We start from the raw sequence: 22,141 nt of genomic DNA, 5'->3' as shown, positions 1-22,141 counted from the left end.
TCCAAGTGAATGATGGCAGGCAATCAAAGAGCGCAAAAAAATATCTGAATGTACTGCTGACAGCGATACAACAACTACGACAACTGCATCTCCCGCGGTAGTAAATCGAATTAACTCACCCAACAAGCCCCTTTTGTCATTGCCACCCTGTCATTCGTAATAGTTGCATTTCCGCCTTCCCCTCCCGGCGATAAATTCCTTCCCGCTTTCCCTTAAAACGACGCGTGCCCATCACAACCATAAAACCCATGAGCAACTTCACCGCGCCGCTCTGCCCCTGATCCGTGCATAGGAATACCAACTGTGATGAAAGACTCTCTCGCCGCCCTGGCCGGAGCCCTGCTGATAGCCCACGCCTCTGCGGCGCTGGCCGCAAGCTCCGTGGACCTTTCCGTCAAAGGTGCCATTACCCCGAGCGCCTGTACGCCCAGCCTGGGCAACGGGGGGCTGGTGGATTACGGCAAGATCTCGGCCCAAGACCTCAACCCGACCGGGGTGACAGCTCTGCCGAAAACGCTCTTCAAATTGGCGGTGAATTGCGAAGGCAAAAGCTTGTTTGGGCTGGCTTCCCAAGACAACCGATCGCTCTCGACAGGCCCCATCGCTTCCTTCGTGCTTGGGCGCATCAGCGCCACACACTGGATTGGCACGTATTTCCTGAGCATGGAAAACGTGATCACTGACGACCCCGCGGCCTATCCGATTTACTCCGCAGATAATGGTTCGACCTGGGTGTACAACCCCGACAAACAGGTACCGGTGAACACAATCAGTGCTTTCGGCAATCAGTCTTCAGGCACACGGGCACCCGTTCCGCTCAGAGACGTGTCTCTGGACCTGGTGGTCGAGCCCTTCATCTTTCCAAAAAACCAAATACCTACGGGTGAAACCATTCCCCTGGACGGTTCCGCCACCTTCGAGTTGCGCTACCTATGAACCGCTCAACGCTGTGCCGTTGCGGCACGTTAGGTTTATTGCTCAGCCTGGCTCCTGCCGCTTTCGCCTCAAGCAACGTCGACTTGGCGGTAAAAGGCACCATCACCCCCAGCGCCTGCACCCCACAGTTGGGCCAGGACGGGGTGATCGACTACGGCAAGATCGCCGCCCGCGATCTCTATCACGATGGCTTCACCCAACTGCCTCTGACCAACTTGCCCGTCAGCGTCAACTGCCAGGCCCCGACCTTGTTCGCCCTGAAGCCCACCGATAACCGCGTCGGTTCCAGCGCCTCGACGTCCGACGGTTTCGGCCTCGGGCTGGTCAATGGCGGCGAACGGGTCGGCGTGTACCACATCGTCTTGCACACCCCCTTGGTGGAAAACGCACCCATCACCCAATTGCAGTCACTGGACAGCGGCCATAGCTGGTTCGTGGTTGAAGAGAACGTCGGCTTGCCGCCGCTGCGCCTGGCTGCTTTCGGGGACGCTTCGTCCGGGGTCTGGAGCCCTTTGCCGATCCAGACACTGCGCCTGCAGATGCGCGTTCACACCCTGATCGCACCGGCCCAGGGCCTGACCCTTGACCGCGAAGTGCCGCTGGACGGTTCCACCACGCTGGACCTGATTTACCTGTAGCGCCTCACCTTTCACTCACAACCACAAGGACTTGTGCCCATGGATAAACCCACCCTCGCCTTGCTGCTGGCGGCCCTTGCGCCGGGGGCGTTCGCCGCCAGCAGCACCGACCTGAATGTCTCCGGAACCATCACGCCCAGCGCTTGCGCGCCGGTGTTGTCGAACGGCGGCGTGATCGACCACGGCAAGATGACCTCCAAGGACCTGGACCCGAGCAAGCCCACACGGCTTGATGCTGCCGAAATGCGCCTCGAAGTGCAGTGCGAGGGTGACACTTTTTTTACCCTGACCACCCTGGACAACCGCGCGGGTACCTCGGCTATCAACCCGATGCACCACGGGCTGGGTACAACGCCTGACAAAGAAAAACTGGGCAGTGTGGCGTTCTCGCTGTTCGACCCTGTGGCGGACGGAAACCCGGTGCAAGTCATCATCTCGCGCAATGGTGGGGCCAACTGGTACGCAAACCCTTACTTGGGTCATGAAGCGCTGACATCGTTTGCCACCCTCAGCGGCCCTAACACACCTATCGCCCTGAAAACCCTGACTGCACGGCTGCGGGCGTTCAGCATCATCGTCCCCGCCGAAGGCCTGACGCTGCTTGATGAAGTGCCTATCGATGGTCAGGCCACGCTGCAACTCAAGTACTGGTAAGCCGATTTTTTACTCAATTAGGAGCAACACCATGAAAACCCTGAACGCCCTGTTCGCCACCCTGCTGCTGACCGGCACAGGCACTGCCCTGGCTGCCTCTAGCGTAGACCTGACCGTGCGCGGGTTGATCACGCCAAGTGCCTGCGAGCCGACCTTGTCCGGCGGCGGCAATGTGGAGATCGGCAAGATTTCCGCCAAGGACCTCAAGGCCGATGAGCACACTCAGTTGGCAGATCAAGCACTGCAATTGACCGTCACCTGCGATGCAGCAACCCTCATGGCAATTGAGCCCAAGGATAACCGTGCAGGCTCGGCCTCCGAGATCGACGATGTAGCTTTTGGTCTGGGCCTGGTCAACGGCAGCGAAAAACTGGGCTATTTCGCCATGGTCGTGGAATCGGCGGTGGCGGATGGCGCCGACGTCGGCCCCATCGCATCCCGCGACGGTGGCCTGACCTGGACGCGCCTGATGTTTCTGGTCAACAACGGCATCACCTCGGTCGCCAACAGCACCACTGTCGCGCCCGTTCCGGTGCAGTCACTGGTGGCCGACTTGACCATCATGCCCAACATTGCACCTGCCAGCAGCTTGACCCTGACTGAGGAGGTACCCATCGATGGTTCGGCAACCCTGACCGTCAAGTACCTGTAATGGAAACCGGGCGCAGCTCCTCTGCGTTGCGCCCAGCGCTGCACTCACGGATGTCCCCTCAACACGGTTCCAACAACAGACCATGAACACGCTCTCACGCCGCTTGATGACGCTCTGTCTATGCCTGACCGCCACCCCTGCACTGTGCGCTTCAAAGGTGGACGTAACGCTGACCGGCAGCATTACCCCCAGCGCCTGCACCCCGATATTGTCGCCCAGCGGCATCGTCGACCATGGACGGGTGCCGGCCCGCTCGCTCAACCAGTACGAGTTCACCGAACTGCCCATGCGCACACTGGACATGAGCGTGACCTGCAATCAGCCAGTGCTGTTCGTGTTGGTGGGCGTGGATAACCGTGCCGATTCCTCCGTGGGACCAGGCTTTTACTACGGCTTGGGCAACAACATTCATGCTCCGGCTGAACGCCTGGGCTCGGTGGCCCTGGCCATTCGCGAAGCGGTGGGTGACGGCCAGCGCGCAATCGTACTGGCCTCCAGCAACAGGGGCCTGACCTGGTTCCCCGAAACCAATGCCTACCCGGACAACTACATGGGTTTTGCGCACCCCGGCACCTTGGTTCCGGACCCGCACAGCGAGCTCACCGCCAAGTTGGAAATCAAAACATCAATCAACGCAGCCGCCTACCTGACCCTCGACCAAGAGGTGCCGTTGGACGGCTCCATCGTGCTAGACCTGAGGTATCTGTAGTCATGTTTCCCATCCCTTGCGTGACCAAAACAATTACACGGGTGTTCAGCCTGGTTCGCTACGCCTGCCTCTACTTCGCCGCGTTGACGCTGACACTATGGGGCCCGACCCTGGTACTCGCCGACGGCATGGTGCCGGACACCTCGGTGGTGATCGTGCATGAGGCCGATGGCGAAGCCTCTGTGTCGGTGACCAACACCGACTCCAAACTCGCCCTGTTGCATGTCACCCTGGAGGACATTCCCGAAGACACGGCGCCACTGTTGTTTGTCACGCCGCCACTGACGCGGGTCGAGCCGTCCAAGAGCCAGTTGATCCGCTTCATCCTGCAATCGTCTACGCCACTGACCACCCAACGCTTGAAACGGGTGATCTTTGAAGGCATGCCCCAGGGCCGTGCCGAAGGCCAGGCCGGGCATGCGCGAGTGGGCGTGACGGTGCGCCAGAACTTGCCAGTGATTCTGCATCCCAAGGGGCTCGCACCAAATCGTACGCCTTGGACGGGATTGGTCTGGAGCCTGAAAAACCAGCAACTGAGCGTGAATAACCCGACGCCCTACGTGGTACGCCTGGCCCAGGAGCTAACGCTGCTGCCCGGCAAAGGTTCGGCGCTGCTGCCACGCACCTACGTGCTGCCCGGCGAGACCTTGAGCGTCGCCGCCAGCCAGGCCCAAGCGAGCACCGTGCAAATGCAACCGGCGACCGTCTATGGGTTTGCGGTCGCGCCTTACGAAGCACCGATCACCCTTTGATCGCAGCGCTGGCGGGACTAAGGCCGGCGCCTTGATAACGAAGTGGCCTCCCATTGAAGGCCACCGGGAGTTCTCCCGCCGCGAAGGATTGGCGCGGGTCTGCCTCCACTATTCGAGTACGACTTGTGAGCACAGTTATGACTGATCGCGACGGCGAAGCCGTGCCTGGGATTTCATCTCCTCGGGTACGCAGATTGCTGGCGAGCCTTGCGCTGACCCTGGGAGCCACGCTGCCAACAAGTGAGCCCTTGGCCGACGAAACCTCAGGTTCGTTCGACCCGCAAACCTTGGCCCAACGCGGCATTGATCCACAATTGGCCAACCTGTTGCTGGAAGCCCCGCGTTTCACCGCCGGGCGCCATGCCCTCAACCTCAGCGTGAACGGCCAACGACGCGGCCGGGTCGATGTGGTGTTCAACAGCCAGGGCGCGCTGTGTTTCAACCGAGCGCTGCTGGATGCAGGAAACCTGCGCGTGCCGGCCGATGACGCCGAGTGCCATGATTTCCTCGGCACTTATCCACAGACCGTGATCGAGCAAGACCCAGCCACCCTCAGTCTGTCGCTGGTGGTGTCGACCGATGCGCTGCGCCCGTCGATACGTGACGTCTCCAGCTACCAGACCGGCGGGTTTGCCGGGCTGCTCAACTATGACCTGAGCGGTCTGTACAACGAATATGGGGAAGACAACAGCCGGTTCGGCTCGGCCAATACCGAGGTGGGCTTCAACGCAGGCGATTGGATCGTGCGCAGCCGCCAGGTGCGTACCTGGCAAGACAAGGTGGCGCGCACCACCCATCTGGACGCCTACGCCCAGCGCACCTTCGCCGAGCAACAAGCGGTGTTCCAGGCCGGGCAGATCAGCCTGTACAACCCGGTGCTGGCCGGCGCGCAAATCACCGGCGCCCAAGTGCTCAACGAAACGGCGCTGCAAGACCAGAACCAGGGCGCGACCATCACCGGTATCGCCAACAGCCCGGCCCAAGTGGAGATCCGCCAGAACGGCACGCTGATTCACTCCACCGTGGTACCCGCCGGACCGTTTTCCCTCACCGATGTGCGGCGCTTGAACAGCCGCTCCGATGTGGAAGTCACGGTCAAGGAAACCAGCGGCGAAGAGCGACGCTTCACCGTGCCCGCCGCCATGCTCGGACTGGGCCTGCCCGCGCCAGGTTACTCGGTGGCGGCCGGGCGCGTGCGCAAGGTCGGGGCCGGTGAAGGTGCCGAGCCCTGGGTGGTCAGCGCCGGCTGGAGCGGCGCGTTGCATCCGCAAGTGAGTGTTGGCGCCGGCGTGTTGGGGGCCGAAGACTATCGTGCGACCGGCGCCAGCCTCGGTTGGTTGCCATGGCAGGACAGCCAGTTTCAGGTATCAACCCAGGTCGCCCAGGCCACGCGTGATGGCAACGAACGCGGTGTGCAAACCGACTTGTCGTGGTCACAACGCCTTGGCGAACGCTGGGCGATCACCACTGCCGGTTCCTGGCGCACCCTGGGTTATCGCGACCTGGAGGATTCCACCTACGTCACCGAAACCCGCGAACAACGCCAGTCCCGCTATCGCGACCAACAAAGCGCGACAGCGTCGTGGTCACACCCGACGCTTGGCGCATTCAGTGCCGGTGTCTCGCGTTCGTCGTCGTTTACCGGCGAAAGCAGCAGCCGCGCGCTGGCGTCGTGGGGCACCAGCTTTGGGCGGGTGTCGGTGTCCGCGAGTGCAGAGTGGCAAGTGGGCGGGCGTCAGCAAAGTGATGACAGTGTTTACTTGAACATCAGCGTGCCCCTGGGCGAGAACCGCCGAGGTCGAGCCTGGGCACGCAACTCCTCGGGAGAGCACCGCATCGGTGCCGGGGTCAGTGAACAAATCAATGACCAGTTGAGCTACCAAGTCGGTGTTGAACGCGACAGCCGCGACCGCGAGGTGGAGTCGTCCGTCGGCGTCTCGGCGCTGCCGTACTACAGCCAACTGGACTTCAACTACACCCGCAACAATCAGGAACGCTCCAGCTATCAAGGGGGTGCGCGCGGTGGTGTGGTGCTGCACGGCGATGGGCTGACTTTTTCACCTTACCCGGTGCGCGAGACCTTCGCTTTGATGTCGGTGGGCGACATGGCCGGCATCAAGGTCAGCACTCCCAGCGGCCCGGTGTGGACCGACTGGCAAGGCCAGGCCGTGGTGCCGCAGCTCAGTGCTTACGGCCGCAGCCCGGTGGAAGTGCAAACCCGTTCGCTGCCACGCAATGCCGACATCAGCAACGGCCTGGCAGTGCTGTCGGCCGGGCGTGGCGCGGTGGACAAAGTCGAGTTCGGCGTGGCCCTCACTCGCCGCGCGCTGTTGAGCGTGACCCGCGCCGACGGCCAACCGCTGCCCCGTGGCGCGGCAGTCAGCACCGTCGAAGGCGAGTTTGTGACGCTGGTGCAGGAAGGCAGCCAAGTGTTTTTGCCGGACGTACTCGACCGTCGCGAACTGTGGGTGAGCGCTCCTGGCCAACCCCGTTGCCGCCTGGATTTCGACCTGCCCGAACGCGGAGATCCCGAGGTGTATTACGAAACCGCACCGGCACGGTGCCAACCATGAGGACCTTAACCATGGGCCTGAAACCTGCCTTGTTGTCCGCCAGCCTGTTGCTGGGCGCAAACGCCTGGGGCATGGATGAGTGCCAACTGAACCTGAGCGAAACCGCCTTGGATTTCGGCCTGGTAAAGCGAGCCGTCACACAAGGATCGGCGGCGGAACACCCGTTGGGCGAGCGTCGCTTGAACCTGACCTTGAACTGCCCCAACCCCACTGACCTGAGCCTGTTCTATCGCGGTTTTGCCGCCAGCACAGAGCGCTTCCAGCTGACTCAGCGCGGCAGCTACAGCCTGCGCGCCAGCGATGCGCTACTCGACGGCCAGGCCGTGGAACTGGGCTTGTTGCCCGGCAGCGGCCAGCCGGCGGTCAATAGCGGAGCATCCTTACGCTGGCGTCCTGAACACGGCATCGTGCCGATGCGTGCGGGTGTACCCGTCAGCGGGCGCAGTTTGTCGTTGCAATTGGAGGTCAGCGCCTGGGCCACGCAAGACGCCTTGCGCGTCAGCGATGCCGTCACCTGGGACACCAGCGGCGTGTTCGATGCAATCAACGCGGGTCGTTCGCGGGAGCTGCGTCTTCAAGCACGCTTCGCCCCGGCGGCCTGTACGCCAAGCCTGTCCAACGGCGGCACCGTGGCGTTCGGCAAGTTGTCGGTGATGGACCTGAGCGTCGACAAAGAAACCACCTTGCCCGCTCGCCCCTTGGTGGTGAGCGTGGCATGCGACGCGCCGGCCATTTTTTCTCTGCGCTTGCAGGACAACCGTCAAGGCTCCGCAACCGGCCCAGGGGATGAAACCACCTATGGCCTGGGGCTTGACGCCCGGCAACAGAAAATCGGGCGCTATCAACTGATCTTCGATCCATCGCGCGCCACCGCTGACAGCTACCCCCTGCTCTACCGCACCGACTCAGCCACTGGCGCCGGTACCTTGCCGTGGAGCAGCGCGAGTGCCAACCCGCTGGCCATCGGGGCTAGCCGCTTCCTGGGCTTCAGCGCCAGCGCCGGCAGTACCAGCGGCCCCGTGCCGATTCAACAACTCACCGCCACTACAAGCCTGGAAGCGGTGATCGCACCGTTGGGCACGCTGGACCTGGGCAGCGAAGTGCGCCTCGACGGCGCCGCCACCCTCGAACTCAACTACCTCTAGGAGTCATTCAATGAAAAACGTTCTGATGCCTCTGGCCGCGCTGGCCCTGCTGAGCGGCACTGCGCACGCCGCGTCCACCGTCGACCTCGCGGTCACCGGCCTGATCACGCCCATGGCCTGCACGCCGCTGCTGTCCGGTGGCGGGCTGGTGGACTTCGGCAAGATCTCGCGCAATGACCTCAATCTCACCAACGGCACCCGCCTGCCTCACAAGTACTTGACCCTCACCGTCAACTGTAACGCCCCCGGGCGCTTCGCCCTGCGTATGCGCGATAACCGCGACGGCACGGCCCACGTCAACAGCGAGATCTTCTACGGCCTGGGCCTGGACACCAGCGGCAACAAGATCGGCGTGTACTCGGTGAGTTTCGACCCCAAGCAAACCGTGGTCGATGACCTCGCCGTGGTGTACGGCACCGAGTCCACCACCGGCGGCCTGGCCTGGCGCACCGCCAACCTCAACCCCATCGATATCGGCTCGCGCAGCCTGCTCGGTTTTACCGAGGTGGTCGGCAGCACCGCCGGCCCGTCGGCCATCCAGACGCTGACCAGCACCCTGAAGCTGGAAGCCACGATCAACGCCCGGCAGAACCTGGACCTGAGCGTGGAAACGCCCATGGACGGGTCGGCCACGTTGGAAGTTGTGTACCTGTAATTCGCGTTTTCCCCCAACCCTGTAGGAGCGACACCATGAGCATCACCCGTAACCTTTTGATAGCCGCCCTGTTGGCGAGCGCCGGCCATGCCATCGCCGCTTCCAGTGTCGACTTGAGCGTCCAGGGCAGCATTACCCCCAACGCCTGCACCCCGGCACTGAACAACGGCGGCGTGGTCGATTTCGGCAAGCTGTCGGCCAAGGACCTGCGCCCCGACCAGCTGACCTACCTGCCCAGGCAGAACCTGCAAATGACCGTGACCTGCGATGCCTCCACGCTGTTTGCCGTCGCGGTCAAGGACAACCGGGCCGGCTCGGAATCGAACCAGGACTACTACAACTTCGGTCTTGGCTTGATCAATGGCACTGAGAAACTGGGCTACTTCACGGTCGCGATGTCGGGGCCTGTTGCCGATGACGTCAACGTCCGCGGCATTGCCTCTTTCGACGGTGGCGTCAGCTGGGAGCGCGAAAGTGCCCTGGTGGATGACGGCCTGACCAGCTTCGCCGACACGACCACCCTGGCCCCGCTGCCCATTCAACGCCTGGTCACCGGCCTGCAAGTGGCAGGCGCCATCGCACCCTCCCAAGGCCTGACCTTGACCAACGAAGTACCGCTGGATGGCTCCCTGACCATGACAGTCGTGTACCTGTAACCCTTAATCATCCCTAGTAGAGGAACAACCCTGTGAGCAAGTCCCTGAATACCCTGATCGTCGCCTTGATGCTGACTGGCGCCGGCCATGCACTCGCCGCCTCCAGCGTCGACCTGGCGGTACGCGGCCTGATCACGCCGAGCGCGTGCCAGCCCAGCCTGTCCAATAGCGGCGTCTACGATCTGGGCAAGATTTCCGCCAAAGACCTGAATGCGAACACCTACACCCGACTGCCGAAACATACGATGCAACTGGACGTAACCTGCGAGGCGCCGACGCTGTTGGCGCTGGAGAACAAGGATAATCGCGCAGGCTCGGAGTTCGAAGAGGGTGGCGGTTTTGGCCTGGGCATGATCAACGGCACGGAAAAGGTCGGCGTGCTCGGCGCCAACCTGGCGTCGTCCATGGCCGACGGGGTAGCAGCGCGAACGATCAATGCGTATATGGACGGTGCCTGGAGCGCGGGCGACTTTGTCTTGCCTGACTATCTGATTTCGGTGGCGAACAACAGCACATTGGCGCCCATGCCCGTGCAGCACTGGACGGCGGATCTGATCCTCGCGCCGATCATCGCCGCCACCAATACCCTGACCCTGGACAACGAAGCGCCCATCGACGGCTCGGTCACCCTGACCGTGCGCTACCTCTAAACCTTCTCGCTGGTCACCCCGACATACAGGGCTCGACCAGCCCCCCACCCGGCGATGATCGCGCCCAGGCCGATCACGCCGAACACCCAGCCGGTGGCTGCCCAGCCACCGGTCCAATCATGCAGCACGCCCACCGCCAATGGCCCCATGGATGCCAGGGTGTAGCCGATGCCCTGGGCCATGCCCGACAGGTTAGCGGCCACATGGGAGTCCCGCGAGCGCAGCACGATCAGGGTCAGCGCCAGGCTGAACGTACCGCCCTGCCCCAACCCCAGCAAAATTGCCCAGCCCCACAAGCCATCCAGCGGCGCAAACAGGCAGCCAAACAAACCGGCGAGGGTGAGCAGCATCACCACCACAATGGCCAGTCGCTGGTCCTTGCCGCGCGTGGCCAGCCACGGTGCGGTCAGTGCGCTGAGCAATTGCACAATGATCGAACCGGACAGCGCCAGGCCCGCTTCTGTGGCGCTCAGACCGCGACTGATCAGAATCGACGGCACCCAACCGAACACGATATAGGCCAGGGAGGATTGCAGGCCCATGTACAGGGTGACTTGCCAGGCCAATGGATCACGTAACAAGCCTTTGACCCGAAAAGCCACTGGGTGAGCGCCGTGTTTCTGCCCGACCTGGGGCAACCAGAACACTGCCGCCACCAGCGCGGGCAAGATCCAGAAGCCCAAGCCGATGTTCCAGCTGTCACCAAAATAATGACTCAACGGCACCGTGGCCCCCGCCGCCAGCGCCGCCCCCAGACACAGCGCCATGGTGTACACACCGGTCATGGTGCCCGCCTGTTTGGCGAAGTCACGCTTGACGATGCCCGGCAGCAATACGCCGATGATGCCGATGCTCGCCCCCGCCATCAGGCTGCCGACAAATAAGCCGGTTTCCCCAAATGAGCTGCGCAGAAGAATGCCTGCCGCCAGCGTGACCAATATCCCCAGCACCACCCGTTCGGCCCCAAACCGCCGCGCCAGCATCGGCGCCAAAGGGGCAAACAAGCCCAGGCAAAGCACCGGCAAGGTGGTCAGCAAACCGGCCTTGGCCGCCGACAACCCCAGGCTGTCGGACACTTCACTGAGCAACGGCGACAGACTCGACAACGCCGGACGCAGGTTCATCGCCACCAGCACCAGCCCCATGATCAACAACCACGGGCGGCTCACCACCGGCGGGCGGTGTTGCACCACCTCGTCGTCGGCTTCGGCGTCGATCAACAGTTCTTCAAGCTTGGTTTCAGAGGTCATGGATCAACTGCCGGCAGAGGGATGGGCGTTTGCCCTGATCACTGGTTGAAAAGTCCCACAGCCTATTCGGACGCGCCTACAAGAGCAACGCACTAGGTTTTTTAGGCAGGAAAAGGAGCAGTATTTTCGATTGGTAAAATTACCCTCTGAGGGTAATTATTGGACTCAGTGTCTTATGGAAAAGTACACACCTCATTACGATTTGAACGTGATAAAGGCGGATGTGAGGCGGTTGGGGAGGAAAGCGTTCACCCGGACAGCAGAAGAATGCGGCGAGGCTCTTGGATTTGGCATCGAGGAAATGCAGGGCGTCATTTATGAGTTACGAAACTGGATGTTGTACAAGTCAATGACCGCTTACGGAGACCATCGGGTCTGGCAGGACGTGTACCACACCCACTCGAAAGGCAGGGAGATTTACATCAAGGTCACTTGCCGCCCAGACGGTAGACCTCCGGTGATCTCCTTCAAGGAGAAAAACCCATGAGAAAAAAAGAGCTGTGCTACATCTGCGGAGCCCCTGATGCATTGAGTTATTACGAGGGCCGCAGCGAAACAATCAGAGTCAAAGATATGGAGCGTCGGATCGACAACCTTTCAGGCTGGGAGTGTGAGGTGTGTGGTGACGGATTCTGGGATCCAGAAAACGACAGTGCAGACCGCTACGGCGAGGCAAAAGATGAACTGACCTTCGCCTTCCGGCAAATGATCGGCGCCGAGATAAAACGCATCCGCCGCAAACTGCACCTTACGCAAAAAGAGGCCGTGGAACTGCTCTCCGGTGGCGGCCACAACGCCTTCTCACGTTACGAGCGCGGCGAACTGCTTGCCCCCAAAACCCTAGTGGTACTGATGCGTTTGCTGGATCGTCACCCGCACTTGCTGGCTGACGCAAAAGCCCTGGCCGAGGGCGCAGACATGCGCGGCGCCTTCACCTACACCAAGCACGATAAGGCCGAAACACTCAAAGCGTCCTAGCCCAAAAAAATAAACCCGGCGCCAGGCCGGGTTTATTTATTCACATATCGATCAATGCAGAATCTGGCTCAAGAACAGCTTGGTCCGGTCATTCTGCGGGTTGTCGAAGAAGTCGTTCGGCGCCGCCTGTTCGACGATCTCGCCCTTGTCCATGAAGATCACGCGGTTGGCCACGGTGCGCGCAAAGCCCATTTCGTGGGTCACGCAGAGCATGGTCATGCCGTCTTCGGCCAGGCCGATCATGGTGTCGAGTACTTCCTTCACCATTTCCGGGTCGAGTGCCGAGGTCGGCTCATCGAACAGCATGATTTTCGGCTTCATGCACAGCGCCCGGGCAATCGCCACACGCTGTTGCTGCCCACCGGACAGTTGCCCCGGAAACTTGTGGGCCTGCTCCGGGATGCGCACGCGCTCCAGGTAGTGCATGGCGATTTCCTCGGCCTTGCGCTTGGGCATCTTGCGCACCCACATCGGCGCCAGCGTGCAGTTCTGCAGGATGGTCAGGTGCGGGAACAGGTTGAAGTGCTGGAACACCATGCCGACTTCGCGGCGGATCGCTTCGATCTGCTTGAGGTCGTTGGTCAGTTCCACACCGTCCACCACGATGCGGCCTTGCTGGTGTTCTTCCAGGCGGTTGAGGCAGCGGATGGTGGTGGACTTGCCCGAACCCGACGGGCCGCACAGCACGATACGCTCACCCTGCTTGACGTTGAGGTTGATGTCTTTCAATACGTGGAACTGGCCGTACCACTTGTTGACGCCCTGCATCTGGATAATGCCTTCAGGGCTCACAGGCTGTTTGATCGCTTCGCTCATAACAACAACTCCTAACGCTTGTGGCCTGTGTCGAGCTTGTGTTCCAAATGAATGGAATAGCGCGACATACCAAAACAGAAAATCCAGAACACCAGGGCGGCGAACACGTAGCCTTCGGTGGCCATGCCCAACCATTTCGGGTCGGCGGCGGCTTGCTTGACGCTGTTGAGCAGGTCGAACAGGCCGATGATGATCACCAGGCTGGTGTCCTTGAACAACGCGATAAAGGTGTTGACGATGCCGGGGATTACCATCTTCAGCGCCTGCGGCAGAATCACCAGGCCCATCGAACGCCAGTAACCCAGGCCCATCGCCGCAGCGGCTTCGTACTGACCTTTGGGAATCGCCTGCAAGCCACCGCGCACCACTTCAGCCACATAGGCCGACTGGAACAGGATCACGCCGATCAGCGCCCGCAGCAGCTTGTCGATGCCCATGCCTTCAGGCAGGAACAACGGCAGCATCACCGAGGACATGAACAGCACGGTGATCAACGGCACGCCGCGCCAGAATTCGATGAAGGTCACACAGACCACTCGAATCGCTGGCATGTTCGAACGCCGCCCGAGCGCGAGCATGATGCCCAGCGGCAAGGCGCCGGCGATGCCGACGGTGGCGATCACCAGGGTCAGCATCAGGCCGCCCCATTGGCTGGTCGCCACGTTGGTCAGGCCAAACGCCCCGCCGTGCAGCAGGAAGAACGCGATGATCGGGTACAGCACCAAAAAGCTCAGGCCGTAGACCGCCTTGCGCTGGAAGCGCGAGATGAACAACGGCGCCACGCCAACGATGGCCAGCCACACGGTGAGGTCCACGCGCCAGCGCAGGTCGCCGGGGTAGTAGCCGTACATGAACTGCCCGAAGCGCTGTTGGATGAACACCCAGCAGGCGCCCTCCTTGGTGCAATCAGCGCGTGTCGTACCGACCCAGTTGGCGTCGATGATCGCCCAGCTCAGGATCGGCGGCACCACCAGGTAGATCAGGTAGAACGCCAGCAGTGTCAGCAGGGTGTTGAGCCAGCTGGAAAACAGGTTGGCGCGCATCCAGGCCATCGGTCCGAACACTTTGTTCGGCGGCGGCATATCCGGTTTGAAAGTATGTGAACTCATGGGCGTTTCCTCACCGCTCGATCAGCGCAATGCGCTTGTTGTACCAGTTCATCAGCAGGGAAATGCTGATGCTGATCGCCAGGTACACGCTCATGGTGATGGCAATGACTTCGATGGCCTGGCCGGTCTGGTTGAGTACCGTGCCAGCGAACAACGAAACCATTTCCGGGTAACCGATACCGGCCGCGAGTGACGAGTTTTTCGCCAGGTTGAGGTATTGGCTGGTCAGCGGCGGAATGATCACCCGCAGGGCCTGCGGAATGATGACCTTACGCAGCGTCGGCCCAGGGCGCAGGCCCAGGGAGCGCGCGGCTTCGGTCTGGCCGTGGCTGACGGACTTGATGCCCGAACGCACGATCTCAGCGATAAACGCCGCTGTGTAGACGGTCAGCGCCAGGGTCAGTGCCAGCAGTTCCGGGATCAGCACCCAGCCGCCGACAAAGTTGAAACCCTTGAGCTCGGGCATTTCCCAGTGCAGCGGCGCACCGAAGATCAAGGTGCACAACGCCGGGATCACGATAAACAGCGCCAGGCCGGCCCAGAACTTGTGGAACGGAACACCGGTTGCCTCAAAACGCTTGTTGGCCCAACGCGCCATCAGCACGATTGCCACGATGGCGACCACGATGCTGACCACAAACGGCCAGAAACCGTCGGCGGCAATCGCTGCCGGCATGTTCAGGCCACGGCTGCTGACAAAGAAGGTATCGCCGAAGTTATGACTGTTACGCGGCCCCGGCATGGTCAGGAACACCGCGAAATACCAGAACAGGATTTGCAGCAGCGGCGGAATGTTGCGGAACACCTCCACATACACGGTCGCCAGCTTGTTGATCATCCAGTTCGGCGACAGCCGCGCCACGCCGATGACGAACCCGAGCAGGGTCGCCAGGATCACGCCGATGAAGGTCACCAGCAAGGTGTTGAGCAAACCGATCACGAAGACTCGGGCATAGCTGTCCGATTCGGTGTAGTCGATCAAATGCTGCGCGATGCCGAAGCCGGCACTGCGTTCAAGAAAGTCGAAACCCGAGGTAATGCCCCGGTGTTGAAGGTTGGTCTGGGTGTTGTTGAAGAGGTACCAGCCCAGCGAGACCACCGCCACAATCGTGATGATCTGGAAGAGCCACGCACGCACTTTAGGGTCGCTGAAGCTGAGCTTCTGCTTGGGTGCGCCGATTTGTTTTTGCATGAAATGCCCCGAAAATAATGGAACAGAACATCACCCGGCGGTTGGCCCACCGGGTGACAGAACCATCAGCGATCAGCGCACAGGGGGTGCGTATTGAATGCCGCCGTTGTTCCACAGCGCGTTCAGGCCACGGTCGATTTCCAGCGGGGTGCTCTTGCCCAGGTTGCGCTCGAACACTTCGCCGTAGTTACCGACTTGCTTGACGATCTGTACAACCCAGTCTTTCTTCACTTTCAGGTCTTTGCCGTATTCGCCGTCAGCACCGAGCAGACGTGCAACGTCCGGGTTCTTGGTGGACTTGGCTTCAGCTTCAACGTTTTTCGAGGTGATACCGGCTTCTTCAGCGTTGAGCATGGCGTAGCCAACCCAGCGCACAATGGCCAGCCACTCGTCGTCGCCGTTACGCACGACCGGGCCCAGCGGCTCCTTGGAGATGGTTTCCGGCAGAACCACGTAGTCCTTCGGCGCGGCCAGCTTGCTGCGCTGGGCGAACAGTTGGGACTTGTCGGAGGTCAGCACGTCGCAACGCCCGGATTCCAGCGACTTGGCGCTTTCGTCGGAGGTGTCGAAGGTGATCGGGGTGTATTTCAGGTTGTTGCCGCGGAAGTAGTCGGAAACGTTCAGCTCAGTGGTGGTACCGGCCTGGATGCAGATGGTTGCACCGTCCAGTTCCTTGGCACTTTTCACGCCCAGCTTGTTGTTTACCAGGAAGCCGATGCCGTCGTAGTAGGTGATGAAACCTGGGAATTTCAGGCCCATGCCGGCGTCGCGGGAGCTGGTCATGGTGGTGTTACGGGACAGAATGTCGACTTCGCCGGATTGAAGCGCGGTGAAACGCTCCTTGGCATTCAACTGGCTGAATTTGACCTTGGTCGCGTCGCCAAAAACGGCAGCGGCCACAGCGCGGCACACGTCAGCGTCGATCCCGAGGATCTTGCCGCTGGCATCCGGCACCGAGAAACCCGGCAGGCCGTCGCTCACGCCACATTGCACAAAGCCTTTCTTCTGCACGGCATCCAGGGTGGCGCCAGCTTGGGCGAAACCACTGACACCCAGTACAGCCGCCGCAGTCACGATGGCCAGGGTGGATTTCAATACCTTCATTCAAACCTCCAGTTTGCTCTTGTTGTGTCGGAGCTCGAACCTCAGCGCACCCTTATGAGGCGATATCGACCCGTGTTGGCTTTTTTTAGGGTCAAGCGGCATGAAGTTGTCGCAGTAATTCCAGTTGCTATCCCACAGGCGGCAGTCACTGATAGTGTTACCGTCCCGAGATAGCGCTGACATCGTTCAACACATAGCAAGGCGCGTACCAGAGTGTCGGCTGAGCCGATTCAGCCCACGGTCAATAGAAAAAGATTCAACCTTGCGACATCTTCTTAACAGATCAACCTGTCGCGCACCGTTCCGTCGCACTTAATCGGAGCGCGCGCACATTAATGGAGCAGACATGACCGACCCCTTGATTCTTCAGCCCGCCAAGCCCGCAGACGCCTGCGTCATCTGGTTGCATGGCCTGGGTGCCGATCGCTACGACTTCCTGCCGGTGGCCGAAGCGCTGCAGGAAAGCTTGCTGACTACCCGTTTCGTTTTGCCCCAGGCACCGACCCGCCCGGTGACGATCAACGGTGGCTACGAGATGCCGAGTTGGTACGACATCAAGGCCATGAGCCCGGCGCGCTCCATCAGCCTGGAAGAGCTGGAAGTCTCAGCCAAAATGGTCACGGATTTGATCGAAGCGCAGAAGAGAACCGGAATAGACGCGTCGCGGATTTTCCTCGCCGGTTTCTCCCAAGGCGGCGCCGTGGTTTTCCACACCGCATTCCTGAATTGGGAAGGCCCGTTGGGTGGCGTGATCGCCCTCTCCACTTATGCGCCGACCTTCGGTGATGAACTCGAATTGTCCGCCAGTCAGCAGCGTATTCCGACGTTGTGCCTGCACGGCCAATATGACGACGTGGTGCAAAACGCTATGGGCCGTAGTGCCTATGAGCATTTGAAGACCCGTGGTGTCACCGTGACATGGCAGGAATACCCAATGGGCCACGAAGTGTTACCCGAGGAGATCCGCGATATCGGTGCCTGGTTGACCGCTCGCCTGGGCTGAAAACCACGGTTTATGTAGCCGTATGACAGACGCACTACGCCGCGCCCGATTCTTGCATTACACTGGCCGGCGTACATTCCTTAACCAATTAATGAGATCACCGTGCTCAAAGCACTCAAGAAGATGTTCGGCAAAAGCGAGGCTGAGCCGCTCGCGCCTGATTCCAGTGCTCCTGCCCCGACAGCCGGTAGCCGCAATGACGGCCAACAACCCGCGCGGAACGCACCGGCTGCCCAGCCCAAGAAGCCAGCGGTGACACCGCCTGAACAGGCAAAGCCAGTTGAACCTGCTGCCGCGCCAGTGGCGCCAAAGCCACGTCGCGAACGTGCGCCAAAGCCGCCGGTGATCCCATGGAAACTCGAAGACTTCGTCGTCGAGCCCCAGGAAGGCAAGACGCGCTTCCACGATTTCAAACTGGCGCCTGAACTGATGCACGCCATCCAGGACCTGGGTTTCCCGTACTGCACGCCGATCCAGGCGCAGGTGTTGGGCTTCACCCTCGCCGGCAAAGACGCCATCGGCCGTGCCCAGACCGGCACCGGCAAGACCGCCGCGTTCCTGATCTCGATCATCACCCAGTTGCTGCAGACGCCGCCGCCGAAAGAGCGCTACATGGGTGAGCCGCGCGCACTGATCATCGCCCCGACCCGGGAGCTGGTGGTGCAGATCGCCAAGGACGCCGCCGACCTGACCAAGTACACCGGCCTCAACGTCATGACGTTCGTCGGTGGCATGGACTTCGACAAGCAGCTCAAGCACCTCGAAGCCCGTCACTGCGACATTCTGGTGGCAACGCCCGGCCGCCTGCTGGACTTCAACCAGCGCGGCGACGTGCACCTGGACATGGTCGAAGTGATGGTGCTGGACGAAGCCGACCGCATGCTCGATATGGGCTTCATCCCACAAGTGCGTCAGATCATTCGCCAGACCCCGCCGAAATCCGAGCGTCAGACCCTGCTGTTCTCCGCGACCTTCACCGAAGACGTGATGAACCTCGCCAAGCAGTGGACCACCGACCCGTCCATCGTCGAGATCGAAGCGGAAAACGTCGCCAGCGAAAACGTCGAGCAACACATCTATGCCGTGGCCGGTGCCGACAAGTACAAGCTGCTCTACAACCTGGTCAACGACAACGGTTGGGAGCGCGTGATGGTGTTCGCCAACCGCAAGGACGAAGTGCGCCGCATCGAAGAGCGCTTGGTGCGTGATGGGGTGAACGCGGCGCAACTGTCCGGCGATGTGCCGCAGCACAAGCGCATCAAGACCTTGGAAGGCTTCCGCGAAGGCAAGATTCGTGTGCTGGTGGCTACCGATGTGGCCGGGCGTGGGATTCACATCGATGGCATCAGCCATGTGATCAACTTCACCCTACCGGAAGTACCGGATGATTATGTGCACCGGATTGGCCGTACCGGGCGTGCTGGCGCTGCGGGTGTGTCGATCAGCTTTGCGGGTGAGGATGACTCGTATCAGTTGCCGTCGATCGAGGCGCTGCTGGGGCGCAAGATCAGCTGCGAGACACCGCCGACGCATTTGTTGCGGGCTGTTGAGCGCAAACGCCCCTAAAGCTGGGATGCGTTAAAAAATGTGGGAGCGGGCTTGCTCGCGAATGCGGTGTATCAGTACCAGATTCATTGACTGACACTGCGCATTCGCGAGCAAGCCCGCTCCCACATTGGGTTTCGTGTTTAGCCAGCTACTTCCAGCGGTCCGCTGCGGCGTGATCGCTACTGCGCCCCTCCACCCAACGCGGCCCCTCACTGGTATTTTCCTTCTTCCAGAACGGCGCACGCGTCTTCAAGTAGTCCATTACAAACGCACACGCATCAAACGCCGCCTGCCGATGAGCACTGGCCGCCGCCACAAACACAATCGGCTCACCCGGCTCCAGGGCGCCAATGCGGTGCAGCACTTCCAGCTTGAGCAACGGCCAGCGCTGCTCCGCTTCCACGGCGATCTTGGCCAGGGCTTTTTCGGTCATGCCGGGGTAGTGTTCCAGGAACATCCCCGACACGTCGCGGCCATCGTTGAAGTCGCGCACGTAGCCGACAAAACTCACCACCGCGCCCACGCCCACATTGGCCGCGTGCATGGCATTCACCTCAAAACCCGGATCAAACGCCTGGGCCTGCACTCGAATGGCCATGCTCAGCCTCCGGTCACCGGTGGGAAGAATGCCACTTCGTCACCCGCCTGCACCGGCTCATCGAGGCCGCACAGCTCTTCGTTGCGCGCGCACATCAGGCTGGTTTCGTTGAGTACGGCAAACTCCGGGTCACTGGCCAACGCCAGGCGTACAGCGTCGACAGTGGCGAAATCACCTTCCATCTCCAGCGAATCAAACCCCACTGCCTCGGCGTAACGCGCAAAAAACAATACGTTGATGCTCATGCCTGGTCCGCCTTGAAGTGCCCGCTCTTGCCGCCCAGCTTTTCCAGCAGGCGAATGCTTTCGATGGTCATGCCGCGATCCACGGCCTTGCACATGTCGTAAATGGTCAATGCCGCGACGCTGGCAGCGGTGAGCGCTTCCATCTCCACGCCGGTCTGGCCGGAAAGTTTGCAGCGCGCCAGGATATGCACCGCGTCAGCGCCATCGGCGCTCAGTTCGACCTTGACGCCCGTCAACATCAACGGGTGGCACAGGGGGATCAAGTCACTGGTTTTTTTCGCCGCCTGGATCCCGGCAATACGGGCCACGGCAAATACGTCGCCCTTGGGATGGGCGCCGTCGACAATCATTTTCAGAGTCTCGGGCAACATGCGCACGCGCGCTTCGGCCACCGCCTCGCGGAACGTCACGGACTTGTCAGTGACGTCGACCATATGGGCGCGACCTTGGGAATCGAGGTGAGTCAGCACAGGGATACTCCTGATCAGGAGCACCGATTGTAAACCTTACACACAATAAATGTGGGAGCTGGCTTGCCAGCTCCCACCGTGGCTGTGGTTATAGATGGGATTCGGCGTATTCCGCCAGGATCGAACGTGGAACCCCTTGCAGCGCAATGTGCACGCCGTTCGGGAAGTCTTTGAAGCGTTCCGTCAGGTAAGTCAGCCCGGAGCTGGTCGCGGACAGGTAAGGGGTGTCGATCTGTGCCAGGTTGCCCAGGCACACCACTTTGGAACCAGCGCCGGCACGGGTGATGATGGTTTTCATCTGGTGCGGGGTAAGGTTCTGGCATTCATCGATCAAAATCAGGCTTTGCTGGAAGCTGCGACCTCGGATGTAGTTGAGGGATTTGAACTGCAACGGCACTTTGCTGAGGATGTAGTCGACGCTGCCATGGGTGTTTTCGTCATCCATGTGCAAGGCTTCAAGGTTGTCGGTGATCGCCCCCAGCCACGGTTCCATTTTTTCCGCTTCGGTGCCGGGCAGGAAGCCAATTTCCTGGTCCAGGCCCTGCACGCTGCGGGTGGCGATGATGCGGCGATAGCGCTTGGTCACCATGGTCTGCTCGATCGCGGCAGCCAGGGCGAGGATGGTCTTGCCGGAACCGGCGGCACCGGTCAGGTTGACCAGGTGGATGTCCGGGTCGAGCAGCGCGTACAGCGCCAGGCTCTGGTAGATATCTCGCGGTTTCAGGCCCCAGGCTTCCTGGTGCAACAGGGGTTCCTGATGCAGGTCGAGGATCAGCAGCTTGTCGACCTGGATCTCTTTGATCCAGCCCACGAAGCCCTGTTCGTCAATGATGAACTCGTTGATGTGCACGGCCGGCAGGTTGTCGATCAACTGCACCTGGTGCCAGGTGCGGCCGTGGTCCTGACGGGTTTCGACCTTGCTGACCAGGTCCCAGAAGGAGCCGGTCACGGTGTGATAGCCACGCGACAACATCGACACGTCGTCGACCAGTTGGTCAGTGCTGTAGTCCTCGGCAGCGATCCCACACGCTCGTGCCTTGAGGCGCATATTGATGTCTTTGGTCACCAGCACCAGGCGCAGGTCCTTGTCGCGCGCGTGCAGGTCGATCAATTGGTTGATGATTTTATTGTCGTTCAGATTCTCCGGCAGCAGGCTGTTGGGCTCGCTGCGCTTGCTCATCAGAATCGACAGCAAGCCCTTGGGCCCGCTTTTGCCACGCTGGATCGGTACGCCGACTTCGACGTCCTCCGGCGACGCTTCGCCCAATGTCTTGTCGATCAGGCGGATGGCCTGGCGACATTCGGCGGCAACGCTGTGGTGCCCGCTTTTGAGTTTGTCGAGTTCCTCAAGCACGATCATCGGGATGGCGACGTGGTGTTCTTCGAAGTTGAGCAGTGCGTTTGGATCGTGGATCAATACGTTGGTATCAAGCACATAAAGGATTGGCTGGTCGGAAGAAGGGTTACGTCCATGATCATCCATACTCGGTCACCTTTTGTGGGAGCCAGTCGACGCAATACCTGGGCGGTGCTGCGCCTCGATTCGACCACCGACTGCACCTGAGTGACGTCAAGCGCAGTGCCCACCTGAGGAGTCTTGGAAGACGCCACCTGTGCTGCAGGTTTCGGCGATCTGACTTCGTAATACCGCAAAACGTGTGACAGAAAAAAGCACTTTGACGCTTTTTTGAAGTTTATTTTTCAGGATGACGAATAGCACTAGCCGAGTACCCCGTACCCCGCTAAAGTCGGAAGTCAGCCTGCTTCGAAATGTCGCAAAAAATCACCCCGGAAACGCCTCATCCCCA

At 60.8% G+C, this 22,141-nt stretch carries 24 protein-coding genes; 15 read left to right on the top strand and 9 right to left on the bottom strand.

The features are described 5' to 3' along the window. Positions 1-306: 306 nt before the first annotated feature. From ACP7EW_RS10175 to ACP7EW_RS10125, 11 genes are all read left to right on the top strand, one after another. Positions 307-936, top strand: coding sequence for a DUF1120 domain-containing protein (locus ACP7EW_RS10175; RefSeq protein WP_426216807.1), 630 nt, complete (start codon positions 307-309; stop codon positions 934-936). Further along, the gene (locus ACP7EW_RS10170) at positions 933-1,574 is read left to right on the top strand and encodes a DUF1120 domain-containing protein (RefSeq protein ID WP_426216805.1); all 642 of its coding nucleotides are present in this window, start codon (positions 933-935) and stop codon (positions 1,572-1,574) included. Before ACP7EW_RS10175 ends, ACP7EW_RS10170 begins: the two co-directional genes overlap by 4 nt. 39 nt (positions 1,575-1,613) lie before the next feature. Then, positions 1,614-2,228 (top strand): DUF1120 domain-containing protein, encoded by a 615-nt coding sequence (locus ACP7EW_RS10165; RefSeq protein WP_426216803.1) that lies wholly within the window; start codon positions 1,614-1,616, stop codon positions 2,226-2,228. Positions 2,229-2,259: 31 nt separating this feature from the next. Then, entirely contained in the window at positions 2,260-2,880 is a 621-nt protein-coding gene (locus ACP7EW_RS10160; protein ID WP_426216801.1) for a DUF1120 domain-containing protein, read from the top strand. An 82-nt stretch (positions 2,881-2,962) separates the two neighbouring features. Further along, complete coding sequence (locus ACP7EW_RS10155; protein ID WP_426216800.1) at positions 2,963-3,589, top strand: DUF1120 domain-containing protein; 627 nt, start codon at positions 2,963-2,965, stop codon at positions 3,587-3,589. A 2-nt stretch (positions 3,590-3,591) separates the two neighbouring features. Next, positions 3,592-4,341 carry a fimbria/pilus chaperone family protein gene (locus tag ACP7EW_RS10150; RefSeq protein WP_426216799.1) on the top strand — a complete coding sequence of 250 codons (750 nt, stop codon included), beginning with the start codon at positions 3,592-3,594 and terminating at the stop codon, positions 4,339-4,341. Positions 4,342-4,478: 137 nt separating this feature from the next. Then, on the top strand, positions 4,479-6,914 hold the full coding sequence (locus tag ACP7EW_RS10145) for a fimbria/pilus outer membrane usher protein (protein ID WP_426216797.1): 2,436 nt from the start codon (positions 4,479-4,481) through the stop codon (positions 6,912-6,914). An 11-nt stretch (positions 6,915-6,925) separates the two neighbouring features. Then, positions 6,926-8,059, top strand: coding sequence for a DUF1120 domain-containing protein (locus ACP7EW_RS10140; RefSeq protein ID WP_426216795.1), 1,134 nt, complete (start codon positions 6,926-6,928; stop codon positions 8,057-8,059). A gap of 10 nt (positions 8,060-8,069) precedes the next feature. Further along, the gene (locus tag ACP7EW_RS10135) at positions 8,070-8,714 is read left to right on the top strand and encodes a DUF1120 domain-containing protein (RefSeq protein WP_426216793.1); all 645 of its coding nucleotides are present in this window, start codon (positions 8,070-8,072) and stop codon (positions 8,712-8,714) included. A 35-nt stretch (positions 8,715-8,749) separates the two neighbouring features. Then, positions 8,750-9,370 (top strand): DUF1120 domain-containing protein, encoded by a 621-nt coding sequence (locus ACP7EW_RS10130; RefSeq protein WP_426216791.1) that lies wholly within the window; start codon positions 8,750-8,752, stop codon positions 9,368-9,370. Positions 9,371-9,402: 32 nt separating this feature from the next. Then, complete coding sequence (locus tag ACP7EW_RS10125) at positions 9,403-10,020, top strand: DUF1120 domain-containing protein (RefSeq protein WP_426216789.1); 618 nt, start codon at positions 9,403-9,405, stop codon at positions 10,018-10,020. Here the strand turns inward: ACP7EW_RS10125 and ACP7EW_RS10120 are convergent. Next, on the bottom strand, positions 10,017-11,270 hold the full coding sequence (locus ACP7EW_RS10120) for a CynX/NimT family MFS transporter (protein WP_426216787.1): 1,254 nt from the start codon (positions 11,268-11,270) through the stop codon (positions 10,017-10,019). The genes ACP7EW_RS10125 and ACP7EW_RS10120 overlap by 4 nt on opposite strands. 175 nt (positions 11,271-11,445) lie before the next feature. Between ACP7EW_RS10120 and ACP7EW_RS10115 the strand changes: the two genes are divergently transcribed. After that, the gene (locus ACP7EW_RS10115; protein WP_426216785.1) at positions 11,446-11,757 is read left to right on the top strand and encodes a type II toxin-antitoxin system MqsR family toxin; all 312 of its coding nucleotides are present in this window, start codon (positions 11,446-11,448) and stop codon (positions 11,755-11,757) included. Beyond that, the gene (locus ACP7EW_RS10110) at positions 11,754-12,248 is read left to right on the top strand and encodes a type II toxin-antitoxin system MqsA family antitoxin (protein WP_426216783.1); all 495 of its coding nucleotides are present in this window, start codon (positions 11,754-11,756) and stop codon (positions 12,246-12,248) included. The genes ACP7EW_RS10115 and ACP7EW_RS10110 overlap by 4 nt, the downstream gene beginning before the upstream one ends. A gap of 51 nt (positions 12,249-12,299) precedes the next feature. On the opposite strand, the gene ACP7EW_RS10105 is transcribed toward ACP7EW_RS10110, so the two are convergent. The 4 genes from ACP7EW_RS10105 to ACP7EW_RS10090 all read right to left on the bottom strand — a co-directional run bounded on the left by ACP7EW_RS10105 (position 12,300) and on the right by ACP7EW_RS10090 (position 16,469). Continuing rightward, positions 12,300-13,064 (bottom strand): amino acid ABC transporter ATP-binding protein, encoded by a 765-nt coding sequence (locus ACP7EW_RS10105; RefSeq protein ID WP_003171943.1) that lies wholly within the window; start codon positions 13,062-13,064, stop codon positions 12,300-12,302. A gap of 11 nt (positions 13,065-13,075) precedes the next feature. Further along, positions 13,076-14,173: an amino acid ABC transporter permease gene (locus ACP7EW_RS10100; RefSeq protein ID WP_016978216.1), complete on the bottom strand. Its 1,098-nt coding sequence runs from the start codon at positions 14,171-14,173 to the stop codon at positions 13,076-13,078. Positions 14,174-14,183: 10 nt separating this feature from the next. Continuing rightward, positions 14,184-15,365, bottom strand: coding sequence for an amino acid ABC transporter permease (locus ACP7EW_RS10095; protein WP_426216781.1), 1,182 nt, complete (start codon positions 15,363-15,365; stop codon positions 14,184-14,186). A gap of 72 nt (positions 15,366-15,437) precedes the next feature. Beyond that, on the bottom strand, positions 15,438-16,469 hold the full coding sequence (locus tag ACP7EW_RS10090; RefSeq protein ID WP_016978213.1) for an amino acid ABC transporter substrate-binding protein: 1,032 nt from the start codon (positions 16,467-16,469) through the stop codon (positions 15,438-15,440). Between the two features lie 346 nt (positions 16,470-16,815). On the opposite strand from ACP7EW_RS10090, the gene ACP7EW_RS10085 reads away from it, so the two are divergent. Together ACP7EW_RS10085 and rhlB are read left to right on the top strand one after the other, a co-directional pair. Then, positions 16,816-17,472, top strand: a complete 657-nt coding sequence (locus ACP7EW_RS10085) for an alpha/beta hydrolase (RefSeq protein ID WP_038849971.1) — start codon at positions 16,816-16,818, stop codon at positions 17,470-17,472. Positions 17,473-17,568: 96 nt separating this feature from the next. Next, complete coding sequence (gene rhlB, locus ACP7EW_RS10080) at positions 17,569-19,038, top strand: ATP-dependent RNA helicase RhlB (RefSeq protein WP_206542906.1); 1,470 nt, start codon at positions 17,569-17,571, stop codon at positions 19,036-19,038. A 130-nt stretch (positions 19,039-19,168) separates the two neighbouring features. On the opposite strand, the gene moaE is transcribed toward rhlB, so the two are convergent. The 4 genes from moaE to ACP7EW_RS10060 all read right to left on the bottom strand — a co-directional run bounded on the left by moaE (position 19,169) and on the right by ACP7EW_RS10060 (position 21,816). Further along, entirely contained in the window at positions 19,169-19,618 is a 450-nt protein-coding gene (gene moaE, locus ACP7EW_RS10075) for a molybdopterin synthase catalytic subunit MoaE (RefSeq protein ID WP_426216777.1), read from the bottom strand. A 2-nt stretch (positions 19,619-19,620) separates the two neighbouring features. Further along, a complete protein-coding gene (gene moaD, locus ACP7EW_RS10070; protein WP_033899587.1) occupies positions 19,621-19,863 on the bottom strand; it encodes a molybdopterin converting factor subunit 1 in 243 nt (80 codons plus the stop codon). Beyond that, a complete protein-coding gene (moaC, locus tag ACP7EW_RS10065; RefSeq protein ID WP_426216774.1) occupies positions 19,860-20,333 on the bottom strand; it encodes a cyclic pyranopterin monophosphate synthase MoaC in 474 nt (157 codons plus the stop codon). The genes moaD and moaC overlap by 4 nt, the downstream gene beginning before the upstream one ends. An 88-nt stretch (positions 20,334-20,421) precedes the next feature. Beyond that, entirely contained in the window at positions 20,422-21,816 is a 1,395-nt protein-coding gene (locus ACP7EW_RS10060) for a PhoH family protein (protein ID WP_012722339.1), read from the bottom strand. Positions 21,817-22,141 lie beyond the last annotated feature (325 nt).

Source organism: Pseudomonas sp. DWRC2-2 (assembly GCF_049897885.1).
Classification (GTDB): domain Bacteria; phylum Pseudomonadota; class Gammaproteobacteria; order Pseudomonadales; family Pseudomonadaceae; genus Aquipseudomonas; species Aquipseudomonas azotoformans_A.
This window is presented reverse-complemented; position numbering and strand designations above follow the sequence as displayed.